Annotated in this window: 16 protein-coding genes; 6 read left to right on the top strand and 10 right to left on the bottom strand. The window is 73.6% G+C overall.

Going from position 1 to position 20,121, the window contains the following annotated elements; translation table 11 throughout:
- Positions 1–121: 121 nt before the first annotated feature.
- The gene (locus ACSMXW_RS29725) at positions 122–874 is read left to right on the top strand and encodes a sirohydrochlorin chelatase (protein WP_485808398.1); all 753 of its coding nucleotides are present in this window, start codon (positions 122–124) and stop codon (positions 872–874) included.
- A gap of 49 nt (positions 875–923) precedes the next feature.
- Positions 924–1,145, top strand: a complete 222-nt coding sequence (locus ACSMXW_RS29720; RefSeq protein WP_485800873.1) for a hypothetical protein — start codon at positions 924–926, stop codon at positions 1,143–1,145.
- Between the two features lie 49 nt (positions 1,146–1,194).
- On the opposite strand, the gene ACSMXW_RS29715 is transcribed toward ACSMXW_RS29720, so the two are convergent.
- From ACSMXW_RS29715 to ACSMXW_RS29690, 6 genes are all read right to left on the bottom strand, one after another.
- On the bottom strand, positions 1,195–1,740 hold the full coding sequence (locus ACSMXW_RS29715) for a DUF1697 domain-containing protein (protein ID WP_485800871.1): 546 nt from the start codon (positions 1,738–1,740) through the stop codon (positions 1,195–1,197).
- Between the two features lie 67 nt (positions 1,741–1,807).
- Complete coding sequence (gene mgt, locus ACSMXW_RS29710) at positions 1,808–3,016, bottom strand: macrolide-inactivating glycosyltransferase (RefSeq protein ID WP_485800870.1); 1,209 nt, start codon at positions 3,014–3,016, stop codon at positions 1,808–1,810.
- Positions 3,017–3,168: 152 nt separating this feature from the next.
- The gene (locus ACSMXW_RS29705) at positions 3,169–4,437 is read right to left on the bottom strand and encodes an ABC transporter substrate-binding protein (RefSeq protein ID WP_485808396.1); all 1,269 of its coding nucleotides are present in this window, start codon (positions 4,435–4,437) and stop codon (positions 3,169–3,171) included.
- A 122-nt stretch (positions 4,438–4,559) separates the two neighbouring features.
- The gene (locus tag ACSMXW_RS29700; protein WP_485808394.1) at positions 4,560–5,396 is read right to left on the bottom strand and encodes a carbohydrate ABC transporter permease; all 837 of its coding nucleotides are present in this window, start codon (positions 5,394–5,396) and stop codon (positions 4,560–4,562) included.
- Positions 5,397–5,503: 107 nt separating this feature from the next.
- Positions 5,504–6,439: a carbohydrate ABC transporter permease gene (locus ACSMXW_RS29695; protein WP_485800868.1), complete on the bottom strand. Its 936-nt coding sequence runs from the start codon at positions 6,437–6,439 to the stop codon at positions 5,504–5,506.
- Positions 6,440–6,867: 428 nt separating this feature from the next.
- On the bottom strand, positions 6,868–7,923 hold the full coding sequence (locus tag ACSMXW_RS29690) for an MDR family NADP-dependent oxidoreductase (RefSeq protein ID WP_485800866.1): 1,056 nt from the start codon (positions 7,921–7,923) through the stop codon (positions 6,868–6,870).
- Between the two features lie 488 nt (positions 7,924–8,411).
- Between ACSMXW_RS29690 and ACSMXW_RS29685 the strand changes: the two genes are divergently transcribed.
- Positions 8,412–9,608, top strand: coding sequence for a cytochrome P450 (locus tag ACSMXW_RS29685; protein WP_485800864.1), 1,197 nt, complete (start codon positions 8,412–8,414; stop codon positions 9,606–9,608).
- An 18-nt stretch (positions 9,609–9,626) separates the two neighbouring features.
- On the opposite strand, the gene ACSMXW_RS29680 is transcribed toward ACSMXW_RS29685, so the two are convergent.
- On the bottom strand, positions 9,627–10,253 hold the full coding sequence (locus tag ACSMXW_RS29680) for a COG4315 family predicted lipoprotein (RefSeq protein WP_485800863.1): 627 nt from the start codon (positions 10,251–10,253) through the stop codon (positions 9,627–9,629).
- 377 nt (positions 10,254–10,630) lie between these two features.
- On the opposite strand from ACSMXW_RS29680, the gene ACSMXW_RS29675 reads away from it, so the two are divergent.
- Entirely contained in the window at positions 10,631–11,497 is an 867-nt protein-coding gene (locus tag ACSMXW_RS29675) for a phosphotransferase enzyme family protein (RefSeq protein ID WP_485800861.1), read from the top strand.
- Positions 11,498–12,091: 594 nt separating this feature from the next.
- Here ACSMXW_RS29675 and ACSMXW_RS29670 read toward each other — a convergent pair.
- Positions 12,092–13,033 carry a sialidase family protein gene (locus tag ACSMXW_RS29670; RefSeq protein WP_485800859.1) on the bottom strand — a complete coding sequence of 314 codons (942 nt, stop codon included), beginning with the start codon at positions 13,031–13,033 and terminating at the stop codon, positions 12,092–12,094.
- A 732-nt stretch (positions 13,034–13,765) separates the two neighbouring features.
- Here ACSMXW_RS29670 and ACSMXW_RS29665 point away from each other — a divergent pair.
- The gene (locus ACSMXW_RS29665) at positions 13,766–14,983 is read left to right on the top strand and encodes an ROK family protein (protein WP_485800858.1); all 1,218 of its coding nucleotides are present in this window, start codon (positions 13,766–13,768) and stop codon (positions 14,981–14,983) included.
- 434 nt (positions 14,984–15,417) lie between these two features.
- Here ACSMXW_RS29665 and ACSMXW_RS29660 read toward each other — a convergent pair whose 3' ends face one another.
- Positions 15,418–16,557, bottom strand: coding sequence for a LacI family DNA-binding transcriptional regulator (locus ACSMXW_RS29660; RefSeq protein WP_485800856.1), 1,140 nt, complete (start codon positions 16,555–16,557; stop codon positions 15,418–15,420).
- 424 nt (positions 16,558–16,981) lie between these two features.
- Here ACSMXW_RS29660 and ACSMXW_RS29655 point away from each other — a divergent pair, with 424 nt between their 5' ends.
- Positions 16,982–18,619 (top strand): glycoside hydrolase family 13 protein, encoded by a 1,638-nt coding sequence (locus ACSMXW_RS29655; RefSeq protein WP_485808392.1) that lies wholly within the window; start codon positions 16,982–16,984, stop codon positions 18,617–18,619.
- Positions 18,620–19,273: 654 nt separating this feature from the next.
- On the opposite strand, the gene ACSMXW_RS29650 is transcribed toward ACSMXW_RS29655, so the two are convergent.
- Complete coding sequence (locus ACSMXW_RS29650; RefSeq protein WP_485800854.1) at positions 19,274–19,993, bottom strand: exonuclease domain-containing protein; 720 nt, start codon at positions 19,991–19,993, stop codon at positions 19,274–19,276.
- Positions 19,994–20,121: the final 128 nt, after the last annotated feature.

Here is a 20,121-nt window from a genome sequence, read left to right as displayed (position 1 = left end):
GACCCAGCCCCAGCCCCAGCCCCAGCCCCAGACACCGATACCGATACCGACACCAACACCGACCGCACTCGACCACCCGACCGCATCCCACCGTCCGACCGTGAGGGAACGTTCCGCTTCCATGCCCGCCCCCGCCCTGCTCGTCATCGCCCACGGCAGCCGTGATCCGCGGCACGCCGCCACCGTGCACGCCCTGGTGGCACGGGTACGTCAGGCGCGGCCGGAGGTCAGGGTCGGCACTGCGTTCCTGGACTTCAACCTGCCGTCGGTGCCGACGGCTCTGGAGTCGCTGGCGGCCGAGGGGGTGCGCGAGGTCGTGGCGCAGCCGCTGCTGCTGAACCGCGCCTTCCATGCCAAGGCGGACATCCCGGCCGTGCTGCGCCGGGCCCCGGCCCGGCTGCGCATCCGGCAGGCCGAGGTGCTCGGACCCTCACCGCTGCTGACCGCGGCCCTGGAGCGGCGGCTGTACGAGGCGGGGGTCCGGGACCGCGACCGGGCGTCGACCGGGGTGGTGCTGGCGTCCGCCGGGTCCACCGACCCGGAGGCGGTCGCGGCGGCGCGGGCGATGGCGCGGCAGTGGCGGCGGGCCGGCTGGGGCGGCGCCCTGCCCGCGTTCGCCTCGGCGGCGGCACCCCGCACGGCCGTGCCCGACACGCGGGAGGCGGTGCGCCTGCTGCGTGCCTCGGGCGTCGGGCAGGTCGTGGTCGCCCCCTATGTACTGGCCCCCGGCTTCCTGCCGGACCGCATCGCCCGGGGCGCGGTGGACGCGGATGTCCTCGCGGACGTACTGGGCGCGGCACCGGAGGTGGCGGCCGCGCTTCTGCGGCGCTACGACGCCGCGTCCGCCCCGGCCCTAGGCGCCCTCGGCGCCTGAGCGTCACCGGCCCCCTCACAGGCTCACCGCCGCGCCCGGCGGGACGCCGGTGGTCCGCGGGGACGGCCCGGGCACGACACTGCTGCGCGGCATCACGCCGAAGGGCGAGATCCACCCGATCGCGAACGCGGTCGATGGGAAGAACGACGGGAGCGGCCCGACGTTCAGCCCGGACGGCACCGTCCCGTTCCTGAACATCATGGGCGAGGACCCGCCCAACCAGCCGGCGATGTCGTTCGCGGTCCGGGGACCGTGGCACAGGTACGCCTGAGCCGTTCCCGGCGGGCGGCCGGCGAGGCAGCGCCCCTGCCGGGGCGCCCTCAGCCGCCGGTCATCTCGACGAGTTTGGTGACCGTGTTCCAGTTGCGGCTGGTCGCGGCCAGCCGGCCCAGGACGGCGGGCTTGTTCAGGGCCTCGGCGAGTGGGGAGCGGCCGACGCCGTTCGGCGCGTAGAGGTAGAGGACGCGGTCGCCGAGGCGGAACTCCTCGGGGAGGTACGCCTGCTGGTCGAGCGCCGCGAAGCGGGACGCGTCGACGGGCTCCGGGAAGAAGGTGGCGTGCAGTTGCCTGCCCTCCAGGGCGGCCGCGGGGAAGGGGCAGGCGGACGACACCGCACGCAGGTACTCGCCGTCGCGCACGAGGCAGGCGACCCGGAACCCGAAGCGCTTCTCCAGGGCCCGCTCCAGGTCCGCGGCCAGCTTCTCCTGGTCGGTCTCGTCGCTGGTGAAGACGGCGTTCCCGCTCTGCAGGTAGGTGCGGACGGCGCCGTGGCCCAGGCCCTCCATCAGGGTGCACAGCTCGGTCATGGGCACCCGCTTGCCGCCCACGTTGATACCGCGCAGCAGCGCCGCGTACGTCGTCGTCATGCCGACACCCTATGGCGGCGCCCCCGCGGTGCAACCGGAATCCCCCGGGGGCGCAGGCGGGCGCGGCTCACTCCGGCCGCAGCTGGGCCTCGATCAGGTCGGCCGCGCGGGCGGTGCCGCCCTCGTCCGCCATTCCCGCCCGGATCTCCGCCAGCCGCAGGGCCACCTGGGGGTCGTCGACCAGTTCCAGGACGGCGGTGCGCAGCCGCTCGGCGGTGGCCTCCTCCTTCGGCACATGGCGGGCGACACCGAGGCCCTGGAGGATGTCGGCGTTGCCGAACTGGTCGACGGCCTGCGGCACGGCGACCATCGGGGTGCCGGCGGCCAGGCCCTCCTGGCAGCCGCCCGCGCCCGCGTGGGTGATGAAGGCGTCGGCCTGCCGCAGCACCGCCCGCTGCGGCACCCACGGGTGCACCTCCACCTGGGGCGGGATCTCGCCGAGCTCGGCGAGATCCACGTGCCGGCCGATCGACATCACGGTGTGCCAGCCGGGCAGGGTCCCGAAGGCCCTGATGCACTCGCGGTAGAGGCCGGGCTGCTTGGTGAAGGTGGAGCCGAGCGAGACCAGGAGCACCTTCTCGGCGCCGGGCGGCCGCCGCCACTCCTCCTGGCGGGCGCGCCGGTCCTCACATCTGCCGACGAAGGTGTAGACGGAGCGGTCGACGCGGTCGGCGTGCGGCTGGAGGACCTTCGGGATGAGCACCAGGCAGCGGTCCGGGCGGCCCATGAAGCGCTCGACCTCGATGTCCATGCCGTTCTCCGCGAGCCAGCGGGCGAACGTGTCGTAGAAGGCCCTGCCGCGCGGGGTCCGTTTGAGCGGCTCGAACAGCGGCTTGCCGACCTCCTCCTCGTATCCCTCCCAGGCCACCATGTTCGGCGAGAGCTGGATGATCGGGACGCCCCAGCGGTGCGCGAGGACGCGGGCCGGGTAGGCGGTGATGTCGTAGAGCACCAGGTCCGGGCGGTCGTCCTGGTAGGCCTCGGCGAGCTGCGGGAGCGCCTGCACGGCATCGGTGAGAAACGGCTCCATGTGGTCGATCGGCTCGGTGCCCCAGGCGTCGGGGTCGTCGTCGGTGGGCAGCACCGAGTGCCAGACGCGGGGCTGGGCGCCCGCCTCGGCGACCTTGTGCGCGAAGGCCGGGGGGATCGCGTACGACACGCGGTTGCCCCGCGCGACCAGTTCCCTGATGACGGGGAGGCTGGGGTTCACGTGCCCATGCGCCGCGATGGAGAACATGGCGATATGGGGGCGTTGGGAACCATTCCTGGGGATCATGCGACCAGCGTAACGAGACGTTGCGTCTCGCGCAAAGGAATTGCCAAACGGGGTACGGGCGCCTGAGGTGCCGCCGGCTCTCCCGCCCCGTCGGAGTCCCTTCAGGGACACGGGGGCGCGGGCGCCGTTCGCGACGGGGGCGCCGCGTGGCGTCAGCGCTGGTAGCGGGCGAGCACCAGGTTCCCGTCACGTTCCAGGCGGCGGCGCAGCTCGGCGAGGCCGATGGCGCCGCTGTAGTACTCCTGGAGGGCGGGGGTGGCGACCTTGTCCTTCCATTCCGCGTAGCCCCGTACGGACTGTGCGGGCGCGGGGCGCAGGTGGGCGGCGAGCGCGGTGCCGGTGGCCCAGCCGTGCCCGGCGGCGTGCAGGGCGGGGTCGGCGAGGGCCCGGGTGCCGGTGGGCAGCATCCAGTCCCCGCGGGCGAGCCGCACCATGTTCGCGGGCCGCAGCAGGAACGCGACGAACGCCGCGGCGGCCTTCTTGTGCGGGCAGTCCGCCGAGATCGACAGGGTCTGCGGGCTGACTCCCTGCGCGAGCCCGTCCGCGCCGGCCGGGGCGGGCAGCACCTGCCAGTGGAAGCCCTCGGGCGCCTGCTGGGCGACCTGTTGCCGGTAGGAGAAGCCGAGCGGGACCATCGCGTACTTGCCGGCGAAGAACCCGGGCAGGGTGTCGGAGCCGCCCATGCCGAGCGTGGCGGCCGAGGCGCTGCCGTCCTCGGCGACCTGGTCGTGGACGGTGCGCGGCACGACCGCGTCGGCCGCTCCGAAGCGGATGGCCACCTTGCCGTCCCGCGCGCGGTGGAAGAGCCGGCCGCCGGTGGACAGGGCGAGGTTGAGGGTCGCCGAGACGGGCTCCTTCAACGGCCACGCGACGCCGTACCTGCCGGGCCCGGTGAGCCGCTTCGCGGCGGCGCGGAACTCCCGCCAGCTCCACGGGTGCCGCGGCGTCGGGATCCGCACGCCGGAGGCGCGCAGCAGGTCGGAGTTGGCGATCAGCACCCGCGGCTCCTGGAGGAACGGCACGCCGTACACGCCGTCGCCGAAGGTGGCCATGGACCAGCTCCGGGCCGGGATGTCGTCCTTGAGGGCGGTGGGCAGCAGCGGGCGCAGGTCCGCGAGGTAGCCGCCGTAGGCGAAGTCCGCGAGGTCGTCGGAGGCGTCGTGGACGACGTCCGGGGCCTCGCCGCCCTCGAACGACGTGAGGAGCTGGTCGTGGACGCCGTCCCAGCTGCCCTGGACGTAACGCACCTGGATGTCGGGGTGCGCGGCGTTCCACTCCCCGACGAGTTCCTTGTTGGCCGCGACGGACTCCCGCTGCCAGGCCAACGACTGGAACTCCAACGTGATCCGGCCGCCGTCCGGCGCTGAGGAGGAGGAACACCCGGCGGCCAGCAGGACAAGAACGAGACCCCCGGCACCCAGACGTCCCCCCGCCCTCCGAAGGGGCGCGAGGAACTGCGCGAGCCCACGCCGGGGCACGTGCCCCACGGGAGCCGCCTCCCCGTCCCGCAAGGCACGGGGAGAGGCTCCGCGCCTGCGAGCCCTCACCGCTTCACCGCCCCGGCGAGCACGCCCCCCGTGACGCGCCGCTGGACGACCGCGAAGACGATCAGCGAGGGCAGCGTCGCCAGGAGGGACGCGGCGGCGAGCGGGCCCAGGTCGGCGACGCCCTCGGCACCCAGGAAGTGGGTGAGGACGACGGGCAGCGTCTGCTTGCCGGGGGATTTCAGCAGGACGAGCGCGAAGAAGAACTCGTTCCATGCGCTGACGAAGGCGAACAGCCCCGTCGCGACCATGCCCGGTCCGAGCAGCGGCGCGATGACCGAGAACAGGATCCGGCCCCGCCCGGCGCCGTCCACCGCGGCGGCCTCCTCCAGCTCCGCCGGCACCGCGCGGACGTACCCCATCAGCATCCACAGGGCGAACGGCAGCGCCCACACCACGTACACCAGGACCAGACCCGGCAGTGAGTCGATCTGGCGGAGCTCCTTCAGGACGAGGAACAGCGGGATGATGACGAGCACGAACGGGAAGGCCTGGCCGACCACCACCCAGGCGCCGGCGGCCCGGGTCAGCCAGGTGCGGCGGCGGGCCAGCGCATAGGCCATCGGGGTGCCCAGGGCGACCGCGAGCAGCGCGGCGCAGGCCGCCACGAGCAGGGAGTTCAGGCCGGCCCGGAGCAGGGGCTGCTCGGTGAACGCCTGCCGGAAGTTGGCCGGCGTCGGGTCCCGTGGGATCCAGTCGGGGTGCAGACCGCCCAGCTCGCGCGGCGACTTGAAGGCCGTCGAGACCATCCACAGGAACGGGAAGGCGAGGAAGGCCAGATAGCCGAGGAGAGCGAAGTACTGGCCGGCGCGCGCCGGCCGGGCGGGGGCGAACACCCCGCGCGCCGGGCGGGCGGGGGTGCGGACCCCGCGCGCCGCGTGGTCCTGGGCGCGGGCCCCGCGTGCCGGGCGGGCCGGGGCAGGAGGCCTGCGTGCCGGGCGCCTCACCGCTCGTCCCCGCCCTTCAGCCGTCCCGCCAGGTAGCAGGCGAGGATCACCGAGACCACCGCGACCATCACACAGCCCATGGCGGCGGCGTACCCGAACTGCCCGTACCGGAAGGCCTCCTCGTAGGCGAAGAGCGTCGGCAGCCGGGTGCGGCCGCCGGGGCCGCCGCTGGTGAGCACGTACACCAGGGCGAAGGCGTTGACGTTCCAGATGAAGGTGAGCGAGCTGATGGCGAGGGCGACGGGGCGCAGCGCGGGCCAGGTGACGGTGGCGAACCTGCGCCAGGCGCCGGCTCCGTCCACCGCCGCGGCCTCGTGCAGTTCGCGCGGGGTGTTCTGCAGGCCGGCGAGGAGGGCGACGGTGGTCTGCGGCAGGCCCGCCCAGATGCCGACCAGGATCACGGCGGGCAGGGCGGTGCCCAGGCCGGCCAGCCAGTCGTGGCCGTCGCCGAGGCCGAGGCGGCGCAGGGTCTCGTTGAGGACGCCCGCGTCGGGGTTGTAGACGAGGCGCCACATGATGCCGACGACGACCTCCGGCATCGCCCAGGGGATGAGGGCGAGCGCGCGGGCCAGCCAGCGCAGCCGGAGGTCCGCGTCGAGCAGCAGTGCGAGGCCGAGGGCGAGCAGGAACTGCGGCACGGTGACCCCGGCGGCCCAGGCGAGGCCGATCCGGAACGACTCCCAGAACAGGGTGTCGTGCAGCAGGTCCCGGAAGTTGAGCAGCCCCGTCCACGCGGTCGCCGTGGTCCGGCCGGACTGTGCGTCGGTGAAGGCGAGGCCGATGCCGTAGAGCAGCGGGCCCACGCTCAGCGCCAGGATGGGCAGGAGCGCGGGCAGCACCAGGAACCAGCTGCCGTGGTCGGCGGCGCGCCGCGCGTCCTGCCGCTGCGGTGCGCCCTGCGCCGACCGCGCCGTCGCGGTCGCCAAGGTCACGGGATCGGCTCCTTCGGGCCTGGCCGTGGGCGCGTCCGGCTCGCCGGTCGAGCGCCGGGCGGCCGCCCCGGTGGACTCCGACATGGTGCTGACAGAGGAGTGCGGCGTCAAGGCGTCCCGCCCGTGGACGGCGACCGGTCGGCCCCCTCCGGCCGGCCACCGCCGCTCCCCCTCCCCCGGTTCGGCCGCTTCGACCCCGGTGGTGTCCGGCGCGTCCTCCCCCGAGCGACACGCCGCACACAGGGGCTTCCCCTCCCGCACGGCCCGCGCACAAGCCGCGTCCCGCGGCTCGTGCCGTGTATCCATCCTGTGGGGAGCCACGGAGCCCCGCCACTCCTTTTGACGGTGTGGGCCCTTTTCCGGACACCGTTGGTACCGGGCTCCGCCCCCGGTTTCCCAAGGGTGTGGGCAGCCGCGCGGCCGTCGGGTCAGAGTTCCACCAGTACTTTCCCGCGGTTGGCCCCGTCCTCGGTGAACAGGCTCTGGTAGGCCGCAGGGATGGCGTCGAAGCCGTGGTACACGGTCTGGTGGTGGACGATCTCACCGCGGCGGACCATCCCGCCGAGTTCGGCGTGCAGGGCGGTCCAGTTCGGCTCGGTGAACCACTCCAGGGAGAAGATGCCGCGGATGGTGGTGCGGGGGAACATGATGTACGGCAGGAGGCGGGGTCCTGTGTGGTCGCCCGCGACCTGGCTCGCCCACTGCCAGCAGACCGCGACTCGGCTGTCGACGTTGAGCCGGGTGAACACGGCGTCGGTGATGGCGCCGCCGAGACTGTCGAAGTAGCGGTCGACGCCGTCCGGCACGGCCTTGCCGAGGGCCTCCTCCAACTGCTCCGCGTCATCGCCGTGCCGGTAGGTGATGACCGTGTCGAAGCCGAGCTCCTCAAGGTGGCGGACCTTCCGCGGTGAGCTGGTGGTGCCGACCAGGTGGGCGCCGGCCCGCTTGGCCAGCTGTCCGACCAGGGAGCCGACCGAGCCCGACGCGCCGCTGACGACGACCGTGTGGCCGGGCCCGACCGCCAGGAACTTCGTCATCGCGCCCCAGGCCGTCATGCCGGGTCCGCCCATGATCCCCAGGGCGGTGGAGAGCGGCAGCGCCTCGTCGTACCGGCGCGGGTCGAGCCTGCGGTAGGCCGGGAAGACCATCGGGAACGTCCCCGTCTGCCAGAGCTTCGGGCTGCCGTCGGCGATGACGTGGCTGCGCCAGCCGCCGAAGCCCTGGACCAGGTCGCCCACGGCGAAGGCGGCGCGCGGCCCAACCCGCGTCACCTCCATGATCGAGTCGGCCCCCATGTGGTCGCCGAGCGGGGTGTCCAGGGCGATGCCCTGCAGATACGGGTCCACGGAGACGTACAGCGTCCTGAGCAGCATCTCGCCGTCCCCGAGGCGGACATCGACGTCCTCCACCACCTTCCGGTAGATCCGGCCGGCGTCGGGCACGCCCTCGACGTGCTCGCCCACCACCCATTTCGCGATCTCCACAGGCCGCTCCCTGTCGCGTCGGCTTCCTCACCGGGGGATCGTCGGCGTCCTGACCCGGCAGTCGGTCTCCTGCCACCTGCCCCCGGCCGCACCCCCGCTCCGATGATGCCCAACCCGGGCCTGCCGCCGGGAGCGTGGCCATCGGCGCCCCGGTTCATCCGGTGGCGCACGGTGACGGCACGGCGCACTCCGCTGATGCGCCGTGCGCCGGATCGCGGCCGCGTCGGGAGGCCCGATGTCACGGCAGCAGCACATGCCGGCAGCAGCACCTGGAACGGAGCCTGTGACGATTTGTCGTATGTATACCTGAGAACAGGCCTGTAAAGAGATCCTGTTGGGGCCCGACCGAGTACCTCTGAACCGGGCATGTGTGACCGAGTACGGACCACGGCCGGCCACTCCCGGTCAGCGGCGGATCGCTCGCACCGCCGCGGCCGCCATTGCGAGCGGAACTGTCCATGCGCCGTGATGGCGCGCCAGGAGGTGCCATGTCCCCCGCCAGCGATTCCGAGGACGTCCGCGACGATCCCCTGCCCCCCTTGCACCGTGTGACGTTCTCGGCGGCCGGCGCGCCCCGCCCCGTCACGCTGCCGGACGGCGCGCCGGCGTGGCTGGTGACGCGGTACCGGGACGTCCGGAAGGTGCTGACGGACCCCCGGTTCGGCCGCGCTCAGCTGTACGCCGAGGACGCCCCGCGGGTGGGCGGCACCCCGAACGTGGCCGACACCCCGGCGTCCATGTTCAACCAGGACGGCCCCGACCACCACCGGCTGCGCAGGACCGTGCAGCACGCGTTCACGCCGCAGGCCGTCGAGCTCTGGCGGCCCTGGGTGGCGTCGGCCGTCGAGCGGTTGCTGGACGACCTCGTGGACGCGGGGCCGCCGGTCGACGTGATGGCCGCGTTCGCCCGTCCGCTCCCGTTCCGCGTGATGGGCCGTCTGATGGGCCTGGGGGGACTGCGGCCGGGGCAGCTGCGCCACTGGGCCGCGTACGCGTTCGCGAACGGCGGCCCGGACGTCGGCGAGGCGGCCGAGGCGCAGGCCGAGTTCCGGGAGTTCGCGGCCGGGCTCCTGGCCGACCGGCGGCGCGCGCCCGGTGACGACGTGGTGAGCGGCCTGGTGCGGGCCGCCGCCGACGACGACGGCGTCACCGAGGAGCACCTGGTGCACCTGGTGTGCGGTCTGATCGCGGGCGGCAACGACAGCGCGACGGCCGCGCTCGGCAACGCCCTGGTGTACCTGCTGGACGAGCGGCGGGAGAGCTGGCCCCTCCTGGCCCGGGCCGAGCTGGCCGAGGCGGCGGCCGAGCGGCTGCTGCACCGCATTCCGCTGGGCGACGAGGAGAGCGGCACGCGCCGTGCCGCGGAGGACGTGGAGGTCGGGGGCGTGATGATCCCGGCGGGTTCGGTGATCGCGGTGAGCTTCGGCAGCGCCAACCGCGACCTCGCCGTCTTCCCGCGCGAGCACCCCGGTGACCTGTTCGCCCCGCTGGAGGCGCCCACGATGGCCTTCGGAGCGGGGCAGCACTACTGCCTGGGTGCCTGGCTGATGCGCGTCCAGATGCACCTGTCCCTGCAGGGGCTCGCCGCCCGCCTGCCCGGCCTGCGGCTCACCGAGCCGGTCGAGTCCATCGAGTGGCACCGGAGCACCACCCGAAGCCCGGCCCGCCTGCGGGTCGCCTGGTGACCGGGGCCGCCGGCACTCCTAGTAACCGCCCCCCGAGTAGCCGCTGCCACCGGAGCCGCTGCCGGCTGAGCCGCCGCCAGAGCTGCCGGCCGGTTGCTTGGTGATCTGGCTGCCGCTCGGGGACAGCACGTACCACTTGGCACCGAACCCGTCGATGCCCTGCCCGTTGGTGTCGCCGGCCTTGCTGTCGCCTGCGAAGTAGTACAGCGGGTGCCCGTGGTAGGTGACCTGGGAGGTTCCGTCGCTGCGCTTGACCGTGGACAGGTCCGAGGCCGTCACTCCCGTGTCGGCCTTGGGCTTGCCCTTGGTCGTCAGCGGCGGCCATTGCGCGGCGCACGAGCCGTCGCAGGTGGACTTGCCGGGCGAGTCGGCCGCGAAGAGGTACAGGGTCCTGCCGGAGCCGTCGCTGAGGAACGTGCCCAGGGCGCCGCTCGTCGCCTTGATGTCGGCTGCCGACGTGGCTGCCACGGAACCGCTCGACGAGGCGCTCGAACCGGCCGGTGTCCTGGCGCTGGATCCAGCCGACGCGTTGTCGCCCGAACCACCGGAACTGCTGCCACACGCAGTGGCCAGTGCGGCCACGGCCACGCCTGCTATGCCGAGCCCTGCCTTGGTGGCGAACCTTCGCCTGCCTCGGATGATCATGCCTGCCTCCGATTCGTAGCATCTTGCCGCTTTTGCCGGTGTACGCACGTTTGCCGGTGTACGCACGTTTGCCGGTGTGCACACTTTTGCCGGTATGCACGCGCTTTGACCGTACGTACGGCGTGGAACCGGGACGTGCTCAGCCACTGGCTATGAGAGACGTCACACGACGGACAGAAAGGACAGAGCCGACTTTGCGCAGCGAACGGCTTGAGGGCGCGCGGCGGTACCGGAGCGTCGGACGGTCGCCCCGCCGGGATGCGAGACTGGCCGGCGCGGGCGCATGTTCCGCGGTGGTTCCGCCGGGGCGTGCGGCCATGCAGTTCGCAGGACCGGGCCGGGTGGGTCCGGTCCCGGAGCACATCGGGAGGCGGCAAGTGGACGAGGCGCGGGCGCGCGAGGTGCTGGCGGGGGCCGGGATGCTGCCGGCCGGGGCGGCGGCCGGGGCCCGGCTGCTGGCGCTGGGCGAGAACGCGGTGTTCGTGGCCGGGGACGTGGTGGTCAAGGTCGGCCGGAGCGCCGAGCTCCTTCAGCGGGCGCGGCAGGAGCTGCGGGTGGCCGGCTGGCTCGCCGCGGCCGAGGTGCCGGCGGTGCGCGCCGCGGAGCCCGAGCCGCTGCTGGTCGACGGGCACCCCGTCACCGTCTGGCACCGGCTGCCCGAATCGGTGCGCCCCGCGGGGCCCGCCGACCTGGCGGTGCTGCTGCGCCGGGTGCACACCCTGCCGGCGCCCCCGTTCGCGCTGCCCCGGCGTGAACTCCTCAGCGGGGTGGAGCGCTGGCTCCGGCTCGCGGGCCCGGCGATCGACCCGGCCGACGCCGCGTACCTGCGCGAGCGCCGGGACGGCTTCGCCGCGGCCGCCGCCGCGCTCACCCCGCACCTGCCGCCCGGCCCCGTCCACGGCGACGCCCTGCCCCGCAACGTCCATGTCGGCCCCGAGGGACCGGTGCTGGTCGACCTGGAGACGTTCTCCTCGGACCTGCGGGAGCACGACCTCGTGGTGATGGCCCTCTCCTGCGACCGCTACGGGCTCGGGACCACCGCCTACAAGGAGTTCACGGCGACCTACGGGTGGGATGTTCGCGAGTGGGAGGGGTGCGGGGTGCTGCGCGGCGCCCGGGAGACGGCGAGCTGCGCATGGGTCGCCCAGCACGCCCCCGCCGATCCCGGGGCGCTCGCCGAGTTCCGCCGTCGCGTGGCGTCGCTGCGGGAGGGGGACGAGACGGTGCGGTGGTACCCGTTCTGAGCGGGGCTGCGGTGGCTCGGCCGTGGCGGGGCGCCCGCCACGGCCGCCGGGCGACACCAGCCCGTGCCGGCAGTCGCCGGAGCACCGACCGGTGGCGGCCGGGCGCGTCCGAGCGCCGGAGCCCTTCCCCGCGCCGCCCGGTGCGGTGGCCACGAATGTTCGCCGGGTTCGATCGTCAGGCCGCTTCGGGGCGGGGGCCGCTGCCGATCCGGCCACGGCACGGTACCGGCGGGGCGCCAGCCGACGCCGTGATCATCATCGCCCGGCGGATCCCGGGGGCACGTGCCTGTGCACGGTCGATCACGGTCTGACCTGCGCTAATGACGGAACTCGACAGAAGGCCCTGTTCCCTGACGAGCCGCCAGCGAACAGGGGTTCCCGATTCGCGCCCTGACCTGTGCGGACGTTTCCCACCCGACCGGCGCTCCACCCGACCGGCGCTCCACCCGACCAGCGCTCCGCCCGGGCACGTTCTCCCAGCGCACACGCGGCAAGCACGGCATGCACACGCGGGGCGCCGGGGGGCGCCGGGGGGCGCCGCGGGAGCAGGCGCGCACCGCTTGGATCCGCCGGTCGGACGAGGCCGGTTCGCCGTCAGTCCAGCTGTATCACGCCGGCCTGGATCGGAGCCTGTTCGCCGTAGGGGGCGCCGGTCACGACGAAGACGAGGCCTGGTCGGCGCCATGATCCCGGGCCGGCCAGCGGGATGGTGAATCGGCTGTAGCCCGCCGGCATCGCCGAGGACACCCGCGTCCACCGGTCGGGATCACCGAGGGCCCGGTTGACGAAGAAGTCCTGGTCGCTGTTGGCGCTGACGACGATGGTGCCCAGGGGGCCACCGGAATCCGACCACGCCACGGTCGGGGCGGCCGACGGGGCGTACCCGTCCTGGTCGAGGAGCTCCTGCGCCGGGGCCGAGCCGAACGACTCCGGATCCCGAGCGAGCTTGTAGCGCAAGGGGTAGTAGGTGTCCGAGACACCGAACTCGTAGGTCATGATCCACAGACTGCTGTGCACTTGCGCGACCGTGGTCATGCCCGGTCGCTGGCTGTAGTCCGTGCCCACGGCGTCGTTCACCACCGCGCCCCAGTGCCGCAGGTCCCTGCTGGTCTGGTGCGCCAGCTTCTGCCCGTAGTTCGGGTCTCGCTGGTCGGAGTAGTAGCAGACGAGCCGGTCACGGTGCAGCAGCAGGAACGGCTCCCACACGGGTGTGTAGCCGTTTTGCGCTACGGGTGCGCCGCCCTCCGCTACCGTGCTCAGGAACTGCCAGGTCAGGCCCTGGTCGACGCTCGCGTACAGCACGATCCGGGTGCTCGAGGAGTCCAGTGAGTTGGCGGCGCACAACACCGCGCCCTTCGGGAGGCCGGCGAAGGCGCGCGGCAACTCGTACAGGAACGGCTGCGACCATCTCCTTCCGGACTCGCCGTTGTTGGGCACATTGCTCTGCTGACGCCAGGTACGGCCGCCGTCTTCGCTACGGAAGATCGGGAACCCGCCCGGCTGCCCGGAGTTGCGCTGCTGGAATGTCGCCAGCAAAGTCCGCGATCCGCCCGGTCGCTGCTCACTGAGCCGCACGGCTCGCGCGTACGACGCGCCTGATTCCGGGTCGGCCACCGTGACCGGACCGAACGGAGCCTCGCCCCGCGACGTGCCGGAACCCATCGGCGCCGCAGCCGCCGTTCCCGCCCTGCCCAGGGACAGCGCCACGACCGCGGCTCCCCCTGTCCCGAGCAACGCCCGGCGTCTCAGGCGTCCAGCCCGGTCAGCCGCACCATCCGCTTGCCGTCCATCGGTGGATGCGATCCACCGCGAGTCACGACCACTTCTCATGGTTCTCCTTCGCTCTCCTGATCGGCGGCTGGGAAAGTTACGCACAACGTTTTTGCCGAGTCAACGGTAACTGCGCCCAGATAGTGGGTTCTTTAGGCAAAAGTTGAAGCAAGGTCGCACACGGGGCCACGTCAAGTTGCATGGTTGTGCGGGTCTTTGCCGTAAGGGGCGGATAGCGGACGGGCACGGTCTCGTGATCATTCCGATGTCTGCGCCGTCAGACCACGAGAAGGTCCCGTGCCAGCTGCCGCGCCCTCCCCGATCCCTGCCGTGCTGTGAAGCCGGGTCCGCTGGAACGCGGGACTCGCGCCGGCCGTGCCCGACCTCGGGGTCAGCGATCAGAGGCGCAGGTCAGCATCAAGCCCTGCCGCCGGGGCTTCAAACATCCTCGGGCCGTGGCGATCTCAATGGCATCGGCGTTGAACTAACCTTCTTCCCGTGAACCAGCCAGTAGGAGTGCCGCCTCCACCGTCGTCGCTCGGCGTGCGCGACCTCAACCGGCTGCGAGTGATCGAGTCGATCTACCTCCATCCAGGCTGCAGCCGGACCGACATCGCCAGACGCACCGGACTGTCGCGCGGCACCGTGTCGAGCGTGGCCGAGGAACTCGATCGCGCCGAGCTGATCCGCGAACTCGAGGCTCCCGACGAGGAGCAACGCCGCCGCGGCACCGGACGACGGCCCACGCTGCTCTCACTCGTGCCGAGCGCGGCATTCGCGATCGGCATCGATATCGGCCACCAACACGTCCGCGTGATCATCTGCGATCTCGCCGGCGAACCGGTTGCCGAGCGGTGGTCTCAGGCGCAGGTCGACGAGGCGCCGTCGGCAACGCTGGACCTCGCACACGACCTGGTCCGGCGGGCGTTGCGGGACGCGGCCGTCGCCCCGCAGCGGGTGCTCGGCGCCGGCGTCGGGCTGGCCGCGCCGATCGATCCGGGTACCGGGGAGATCAGGGCGGACGGCGTTCTCCCGGGTTGGCAGGGCATCGTCCCGGCGACCGAGATGCGCAAGCGGCTCGGCGTGTCCATACAACTGGCCAACGATGCCGACGTCGGCGCCCTCGGCGAGAACGTCTTCGGCGCTGGTCAGGGCGTCAACGACATGATCTACGTCCGGCTCTCGGCCGGTGTGGGCGCGGGGCTCATCCTCGCCGGTCAGCCCTACCGCGGCGCCCGCGGCATTGCCGGTGAGATCGGCCACGTCTGCGTCAAGCCCGACGGCATGATCTGCCGGTGCGGCAACCGAGGGTGTCTGGAGACGGTTGCGAGCCCCGTCGCGGTGGCGCGGCAGCTCGAGCATGTCATCGATCGGCCGGCCGGCGACCAGTTGCTCAGCCTGATCGCGGCCGGCGACCGGCGGGCGCTTCGGGCCGTGGCCGACGCCGGTGAGGCTGTCGGGTTGGCCCTGTCAGCGGTCGTGAACGTCCTCAACCCCGAACTGGTCGTCGTCGGCGGTGAGCTGGCCGCGGCGGGCGAGGTGTTGCTGGACCCGATCCGCGCCACCATCCACCGGCACAGTCTGGTCGGCGCGGCCACCACGGCAGAGGTCATCACCGGAGTACTCGGCGATCGCGCCGAGGTCCTCGGCGCCGCGGCGCTGATCCTGGCCCGGTCGCCCGCCGCACTCGCCGAACGCATGCGCGTGCCCTCCTAGGGCTCCCTGGGTCCTGTCGTCGAACTCGTTCGGACACCTAGCGACGACGGGGTTCCGGGAGGCATAGGCGATTCAGCCGATCACTGGCGCGACACGACCCCCGCCCGCCTGTTGTGCGGCGCGGGCCCGCCAGGCCACCACCCCGCGCCCCTACGGGGCGTGCGGGGTCCCGTTCAGCACCGCGTCCCGCAACGGACGCGGGGAACGGCGCGGCCGACCACGACCCGCCCGCGGCGAGCCTCCGTGGCGCGAGTCCCCCGGCGCGGCGTCGAGTTCCCCGGCGCGGCGTCGAGTCCCGTCGCACCATCCGGGGCCCCGGCGTGCACCGGTCCCGGCGTGTCGCACGGCCGGCCGGGCGCAGGCCACGGCGCAGGGGCGGGCGGGCTGGGGCAGGCCGTGCCCCCGGGCTGGGCTTCGGGCGATCCGGCGGGGCGTCAGTCCGCGGCCTGCGCCGAGGTGTCCGGACGGGACCGTTCGTCCGGGGCGGGCCGGGAGGCCGGGGCGGGATCGGAGTGCGGGGCGGGACCCGGGTGTGAGGCGGGGTGCGGGGTCCGCAGGGGCGCCGTGCTGGCGCGCGGGATGAGGCGGGTGGGCAGGACGCAGTGCCGGACCGGGTCCGCAGCGGGGTCGTCGATGAGTGAGCGGGCCAACTCCCCGGCGGTGCGGCCGATGTCCTCCGCGGGCTGGGCGATGGTGGAGAGCTGCATCCACTCGGCCATCTCGTGGTCGTCGAAGCCGAGCACCGAGATCCGCCCCGGCACGTCGAGGCCCGCGCTGCGCAGCACCCCCATCACCTCGATGGCGACCTGGTCTATCTCCGCGAAGATCGCGGTGGGCGGCTCGCGCAGGCCGAGCAGCCCGCCCACCGCCTCCTCGGCACCGCGCCTGCCGCTCGCGAGAACGTCCACCACCAGGTGCCCGTCCACCTCGACGCCCGCCTCGGCGAGCGCCTCCCGGTAGCCGAGGAACCGCCGCTCGGAGCTGAACGAGAACCCGGACGGGCCGCGCGCGGCGTGCACGTACGCGATCCGCCGGTGGCCCAGGTTGACCAGGTGCCGTACGCCGGCCCGGGCGCCCGCGACATCGTCGACGTAGACGCTGGCGCGGCCCGGCGCCTGCTGGCTGACGTACACGATGGGCATGCCGAGGTCGTCGAGCCGGGCGCTCTCCTGCGCGGTGAGGTCGAAGGAGACCACGAGGAGCGCGTCGGCGTTGCGCCGGGCCGGGAGTCGGTCGAAGAACGCGGCACGGTCCGCCATGTCGGAGACGCTGTACACCAGCAGGTCGAGACCGGTGCCGCGGAGCGCGGCGCCGAGGCCGGAGAGCGCCGCGCCGACGAACCAGGACTTCAGCGTGGGCACCAGCACCGCCACCGCGCCGGTCTTCCCGGTGACCAGGCCGGAGGCCTGACGGGAGATCACGAACGACAGCTCCCGGGCCGCCTCCTCCACCCGGCGCCGGGCGTCCGGCGAGACGGTGGGCAGGCCGCGCAGGGTGCGCGAGACGGTGGAGACGGAGACTCCGGCGCGCTGGGCCACATCGGCCATGGTCGGATGGCGCTGAGCGGGCGGCATGGCGGGAAAGTAACACACCGTGGCGCTCTGCGGGGCGCCGTCGTGACAGCGCTGTCTCAGGAGTACCGGTGCCCCCGCCCGTGCCGTGCCCGCCCTCGCCCGCGCCCCCCTCCCGGCGCGTTGACCGGGGCACGGCAGGTGGCGGCATACGCGGTTGTCGTATACCAGCTCTCCCCCCGGCCGCCTCATGGGCGTGGGAGATGTCTCCGGACGCCTTCTTGGTCCGACTCATCCATTGACACCCCGCTTGGCACGTCCTTAGCGTGCAAGCGTTGTCATATCGCGAGCCGTCATCTTCTGCCCTGGAGCGCCCTGCCATGCCGCCATGCCGCAGATCCCGGACGGCCGCCGGCCCCGGTGCGACCGCGGTCGCCACCGGGCTCACCGCGAAGGAGTCCCTGTGACCGAGCACGCCTCGCCGGACATGTCCTCCCAGGATCCCGACTGGTGGCGGCAGGCCGTCGTCTACCAGGTGTACCCGCGCAGCTTCGCCGACTCCGACGGGGACGGGCTCGGCGACCTCCCCGGCATCACCGCGCGCCTCGGTCACCTGGCGACGCTCGGCGTGGACGCGCTGTGGCTGAGCCCGTTCTACCCGTCCGAGCTGAAGGACGGCGGGTATGACGTCGCGGACTACCGGAACGTCGATCCCCGGCTCGGCTCGCTGGACGACTTCGACACGATGGTCGCCGAGGCGCACCGGCTGGGCGTCAAGGTCGTCATCGACATCGTGCCCAACCACTCCTCGGACCGGCACGTCTGGTTCCAGGAGGCGCTGGCCGCGGGGCCGGGCTCGCCGGCCAGGGACCGGTATGTCTTCCGGGACGGGCGCGGCAGCCGGGGGGAGCTGCCGCCGACCGACTGGCAGGCCAACTTCGGCGGCAGCGCCTGGCAGCGGGTGCCGGACGGGCAGTGGTACCTCCATCTCTTCGCGCCCGAACAGCCCGACTTCAACTGGGGCAACGAGGAGGTGCGGGCCGACTTCCGCACCACCCTGCGCTTCTGGTCCGACCGCGGGGTCGACGGCTTCCGCATCGACGTCGCCCACGGGCTGGCGAAGGACCTGTCCGAGCCGCTCCGCGACCTCGGCCCCGACCAGCACCGGGGGCAGCAGAACGAGGTGCCGGACGGCACGCACCCGTTCTACGACCGGGACGAGGTGCACGACATCTACCGGGACTGGCGGAAGGTCTTCGACTCCTACACGCCGCCGCGGATGGCGGTCGCCGAGGCCTGGGTGAAGAACGCCCGCCGGGTGCTGTACACCCGGGCCGACGAGCTGGGGCAGGCCTTCAACTTCGAGTACCTGGAGACGGACTGGTCGACGGAGAGGCTGCGGGAGGTGATCACCACCTCGCTTGCGACCGCGCAGGCGGCGGGCGCCTCCGCGACCTGGGTGCTCTCCAACCACGACGTGGTGCGGCACGCCTCCCGCCTCGCGCTGCCGCCCGGCACGGACCTGGGGGCGTGGCTGCTGTCGGACGGCACCGAGCCGATGCCGGACCCCGCGCTGGGGCGGCGCCGGGCGCGGGCGGCGACCCTGCTGATGCTGGCGCTGCCCGGCTCCTCGTACCTCTACCAGGGGGAGGAGCTGGGGCTGCCCGAGGTCGCGGACCTGCCCGCTGACGTGCTGCAGGACCCGGTGTGGGAACAGTCCGGACGCACCCGCAAGGGCCGCGACGGCTGCCGGGTGCCGCTGCCGTGGACCCGCTCGGGGGCGTCCTACGGCTTCGGGCCCGGGGGTGCGTGGCTGCCGCAGCCGGCGGTCTTCGGGCCGCTGTCGGTCGAGGCGCAGGACGGCGTCGAGGGCTCGACGCTGGAGCTGTACCGCGCGGCGCTGCGGCTGCGCCGCAAGCTGCTGGGCGACGAGAGCCTGACGTGGCTTCCGGCGCCGGACGACGTCCTGCACTTCGCTCGCTCCTCCGGTTGGCGGTGTCTGACGAATCTCTCGGCACGGTCCGTGCCGCTGCCGGCGGGGGATGTGGTGCTGGCCAGCAGCGACATGGTGGGCAGCAAGCTGCCGCCCGACACGACGGTGTGGCTCCGGTCGGCGGGCGACTGAGCCGGTGCGGGGGCGCGCCTGTGTGCGGGGCGCCCGTGCGTGGGGCCCCTCCCGTGTGCGGGGCCCCCTCCCGTGCGCGGACCCCTTCCCCGGTGCATGAGCCCCTCCCATGCACCGGCCCCCTCCCGTGTGCGGGGCGCCCGGCACCCATCCGAGGGCCGCGGGGCGCTGCCCGGCCTGCACGGTCGGCACTCCTGTCGGCGCGTTCGGTGCCCCGGCCAGGGCCGGTTCGGCACCGCCGAGCAGCGCCGTCGGGCTTCTCGCCGTCGCGGCGGATACGGATGGACCCCGACCGTCACAAGCCGCACACCTCACTCACCCCCCGGCCAGGGCCGGTTCGGCACCGCCGAGCAGCGCCGTCCGGCTTCTCGCCGCCGCGGCGGACAAAGGTGGGCGCGGGAAGCCGTGGACCCGCCGGCATCAGGGACCCGCCGACATCGGTGGGCCGTGGGGGTCGGCGGGCCCGCGGACACGGGCACGCGCACATGGGTGGGCCCCAGGTCTGGTTCCCCCATTCCGCCGCAGCGGCGAGCAACCGCGTACTGCCTGACCGGCGGTCCGCGACCCGGCTCAGCCCTGCTGCCCCCGGAGGGCCGGGCCACGGCGTGCCGCCCGCCGATGCCCGGCTGAGTGCCGGAGGGCCGGCGGGGCGGGTCAGGCCACCGGGTCCGGGAGTTCCCGGAGCGGCCACCGGCCGTCTATCACCGCCGAGGCGTCACCCTGACGCCGCAGGTACGCCTGGAAGTCCGCGGCCCGGTGCGCCGACCACCGGATCTGCCGCCGGTGCAGCTCCGCCGCGGACAGCCCGGCGACCTTGGCGTGCCGGACGGCTATCGCGCAGGCGAGGCGCGCCGCGGCCAGCGCGTCGGCCGCCGCGTCATGCGCGCCCTCCAGCACCACGCCGTACTCCGCGCAGACCGCTTCGAGGGTGCGCTTGCCCGGACGGTAGCGGTCCACGGTGCGGTCGATGGTGTACGGGTCGATGACCGGGGCCGGGTCGGCGCCGCCGAGCCGGTCCCGCAGCGACGGCAGGCCGTACCGGCGCAGCTCCGCGGCGAGCAGTGTCAGGTCGAACGAGGCGTTGTACGCGACGACCGGAACGCCGGTCCGCCAGGCGTCGGCGAGCGCTCCCGCCATCGCGTCGGCGACCTGGGCGGCGGGGCGGCCGGTGGCCGCACGCGCATCGCTGATGCCGTGCACGGCCGTGGCGTCCGGCGGGATGGGGACGCCCGGGTCGGCCAGCCACTCCCTGCGGCCCAGCGGCCGGCCGCCGCGCATCTCGATCACCGCGCCCGTGACGATCCGGGCCTCAGCCGGGTCCGTCCCCGTCGTCTCCAGGTCGAAGCCGATCAGCAGCTCCGTGTGCCAGGCCATGCGTCCCCCTCCGTGTCCCCGACAGTGCCCCTCACCCGCGGGGCGGCCATCCGCCCCGGCCCGGCGGCCGCCCACGGCGACGGGCGTGCTGCCGCGGGCGGCGCACCGGCACGGCACGCACGGACCCC

It is taken from the genome of Streptomyces sp. DSM 116793 (assembly GCF_057320905.1).
The sequence above is the reverse complement of the archived record's forward strand: the minus strand, read 5'-3'. Positions and strand labels throughout refer to the sequence as shown.

Coding starts and splice junctions, on each gene's coding strand:
- ACSMXW_RS29725 (WP_485808398.1), top strand. CDS start 122: ATGCCCGCCCCCGCCCTGCTCGTCATCGCCCACGGCAGCCGTGATCCG.
- ACSMXW_RS29715 (WP_485800871.1), bottom strand. CDS start 1,740: ATGACGACGACGTACGCGGCGCTGCTGCGCGGTATCAACGTGGGCGGC.
- mgt (WP_485800870.1), bottom strand. CDS start 3,016: ATGATCCCCAGGAATGGTTCCCAACGCCCCCATATCGCCATGTTCTCC.
- ACSMXW_RS29685 (WP_485800864.1), top strand. CDS start 8,412: ATGTCCCCCGCCAGCGATTCCGAGGACGTCCGCGACGATCCCCTGCCC.
- ACSMXW_RS29680 (WP_485800863.1), bottom strand. CDS start 10,253: ATGATCATCCGAGGCAGGCGAAGGTTCGCCACCAAGGCAGGGCTCGGC.
- ACSMXW_RS29660 (WP_485800856.1), bottom strand. CDS start 16,557: ATGCCGCCCGCTCAGCGCCATCCGACCATGGCCGATGTGGCCCAGCGC.
- ACSMXW_RS29655 (WP_485808392.1), top strand. CDS start 16,982: ATGTCCTCCCAGGATCCCGACTGGTGGCGGCAGGCCGTCGTCTACCAG.
- ACSMXW_RS29650 (WP_485800854.1), bottom strand. CDS start 19,993: ATGGCCTGGCACACGGAGCTGCTGATCGGCTTCGACCTGGAGACGACG.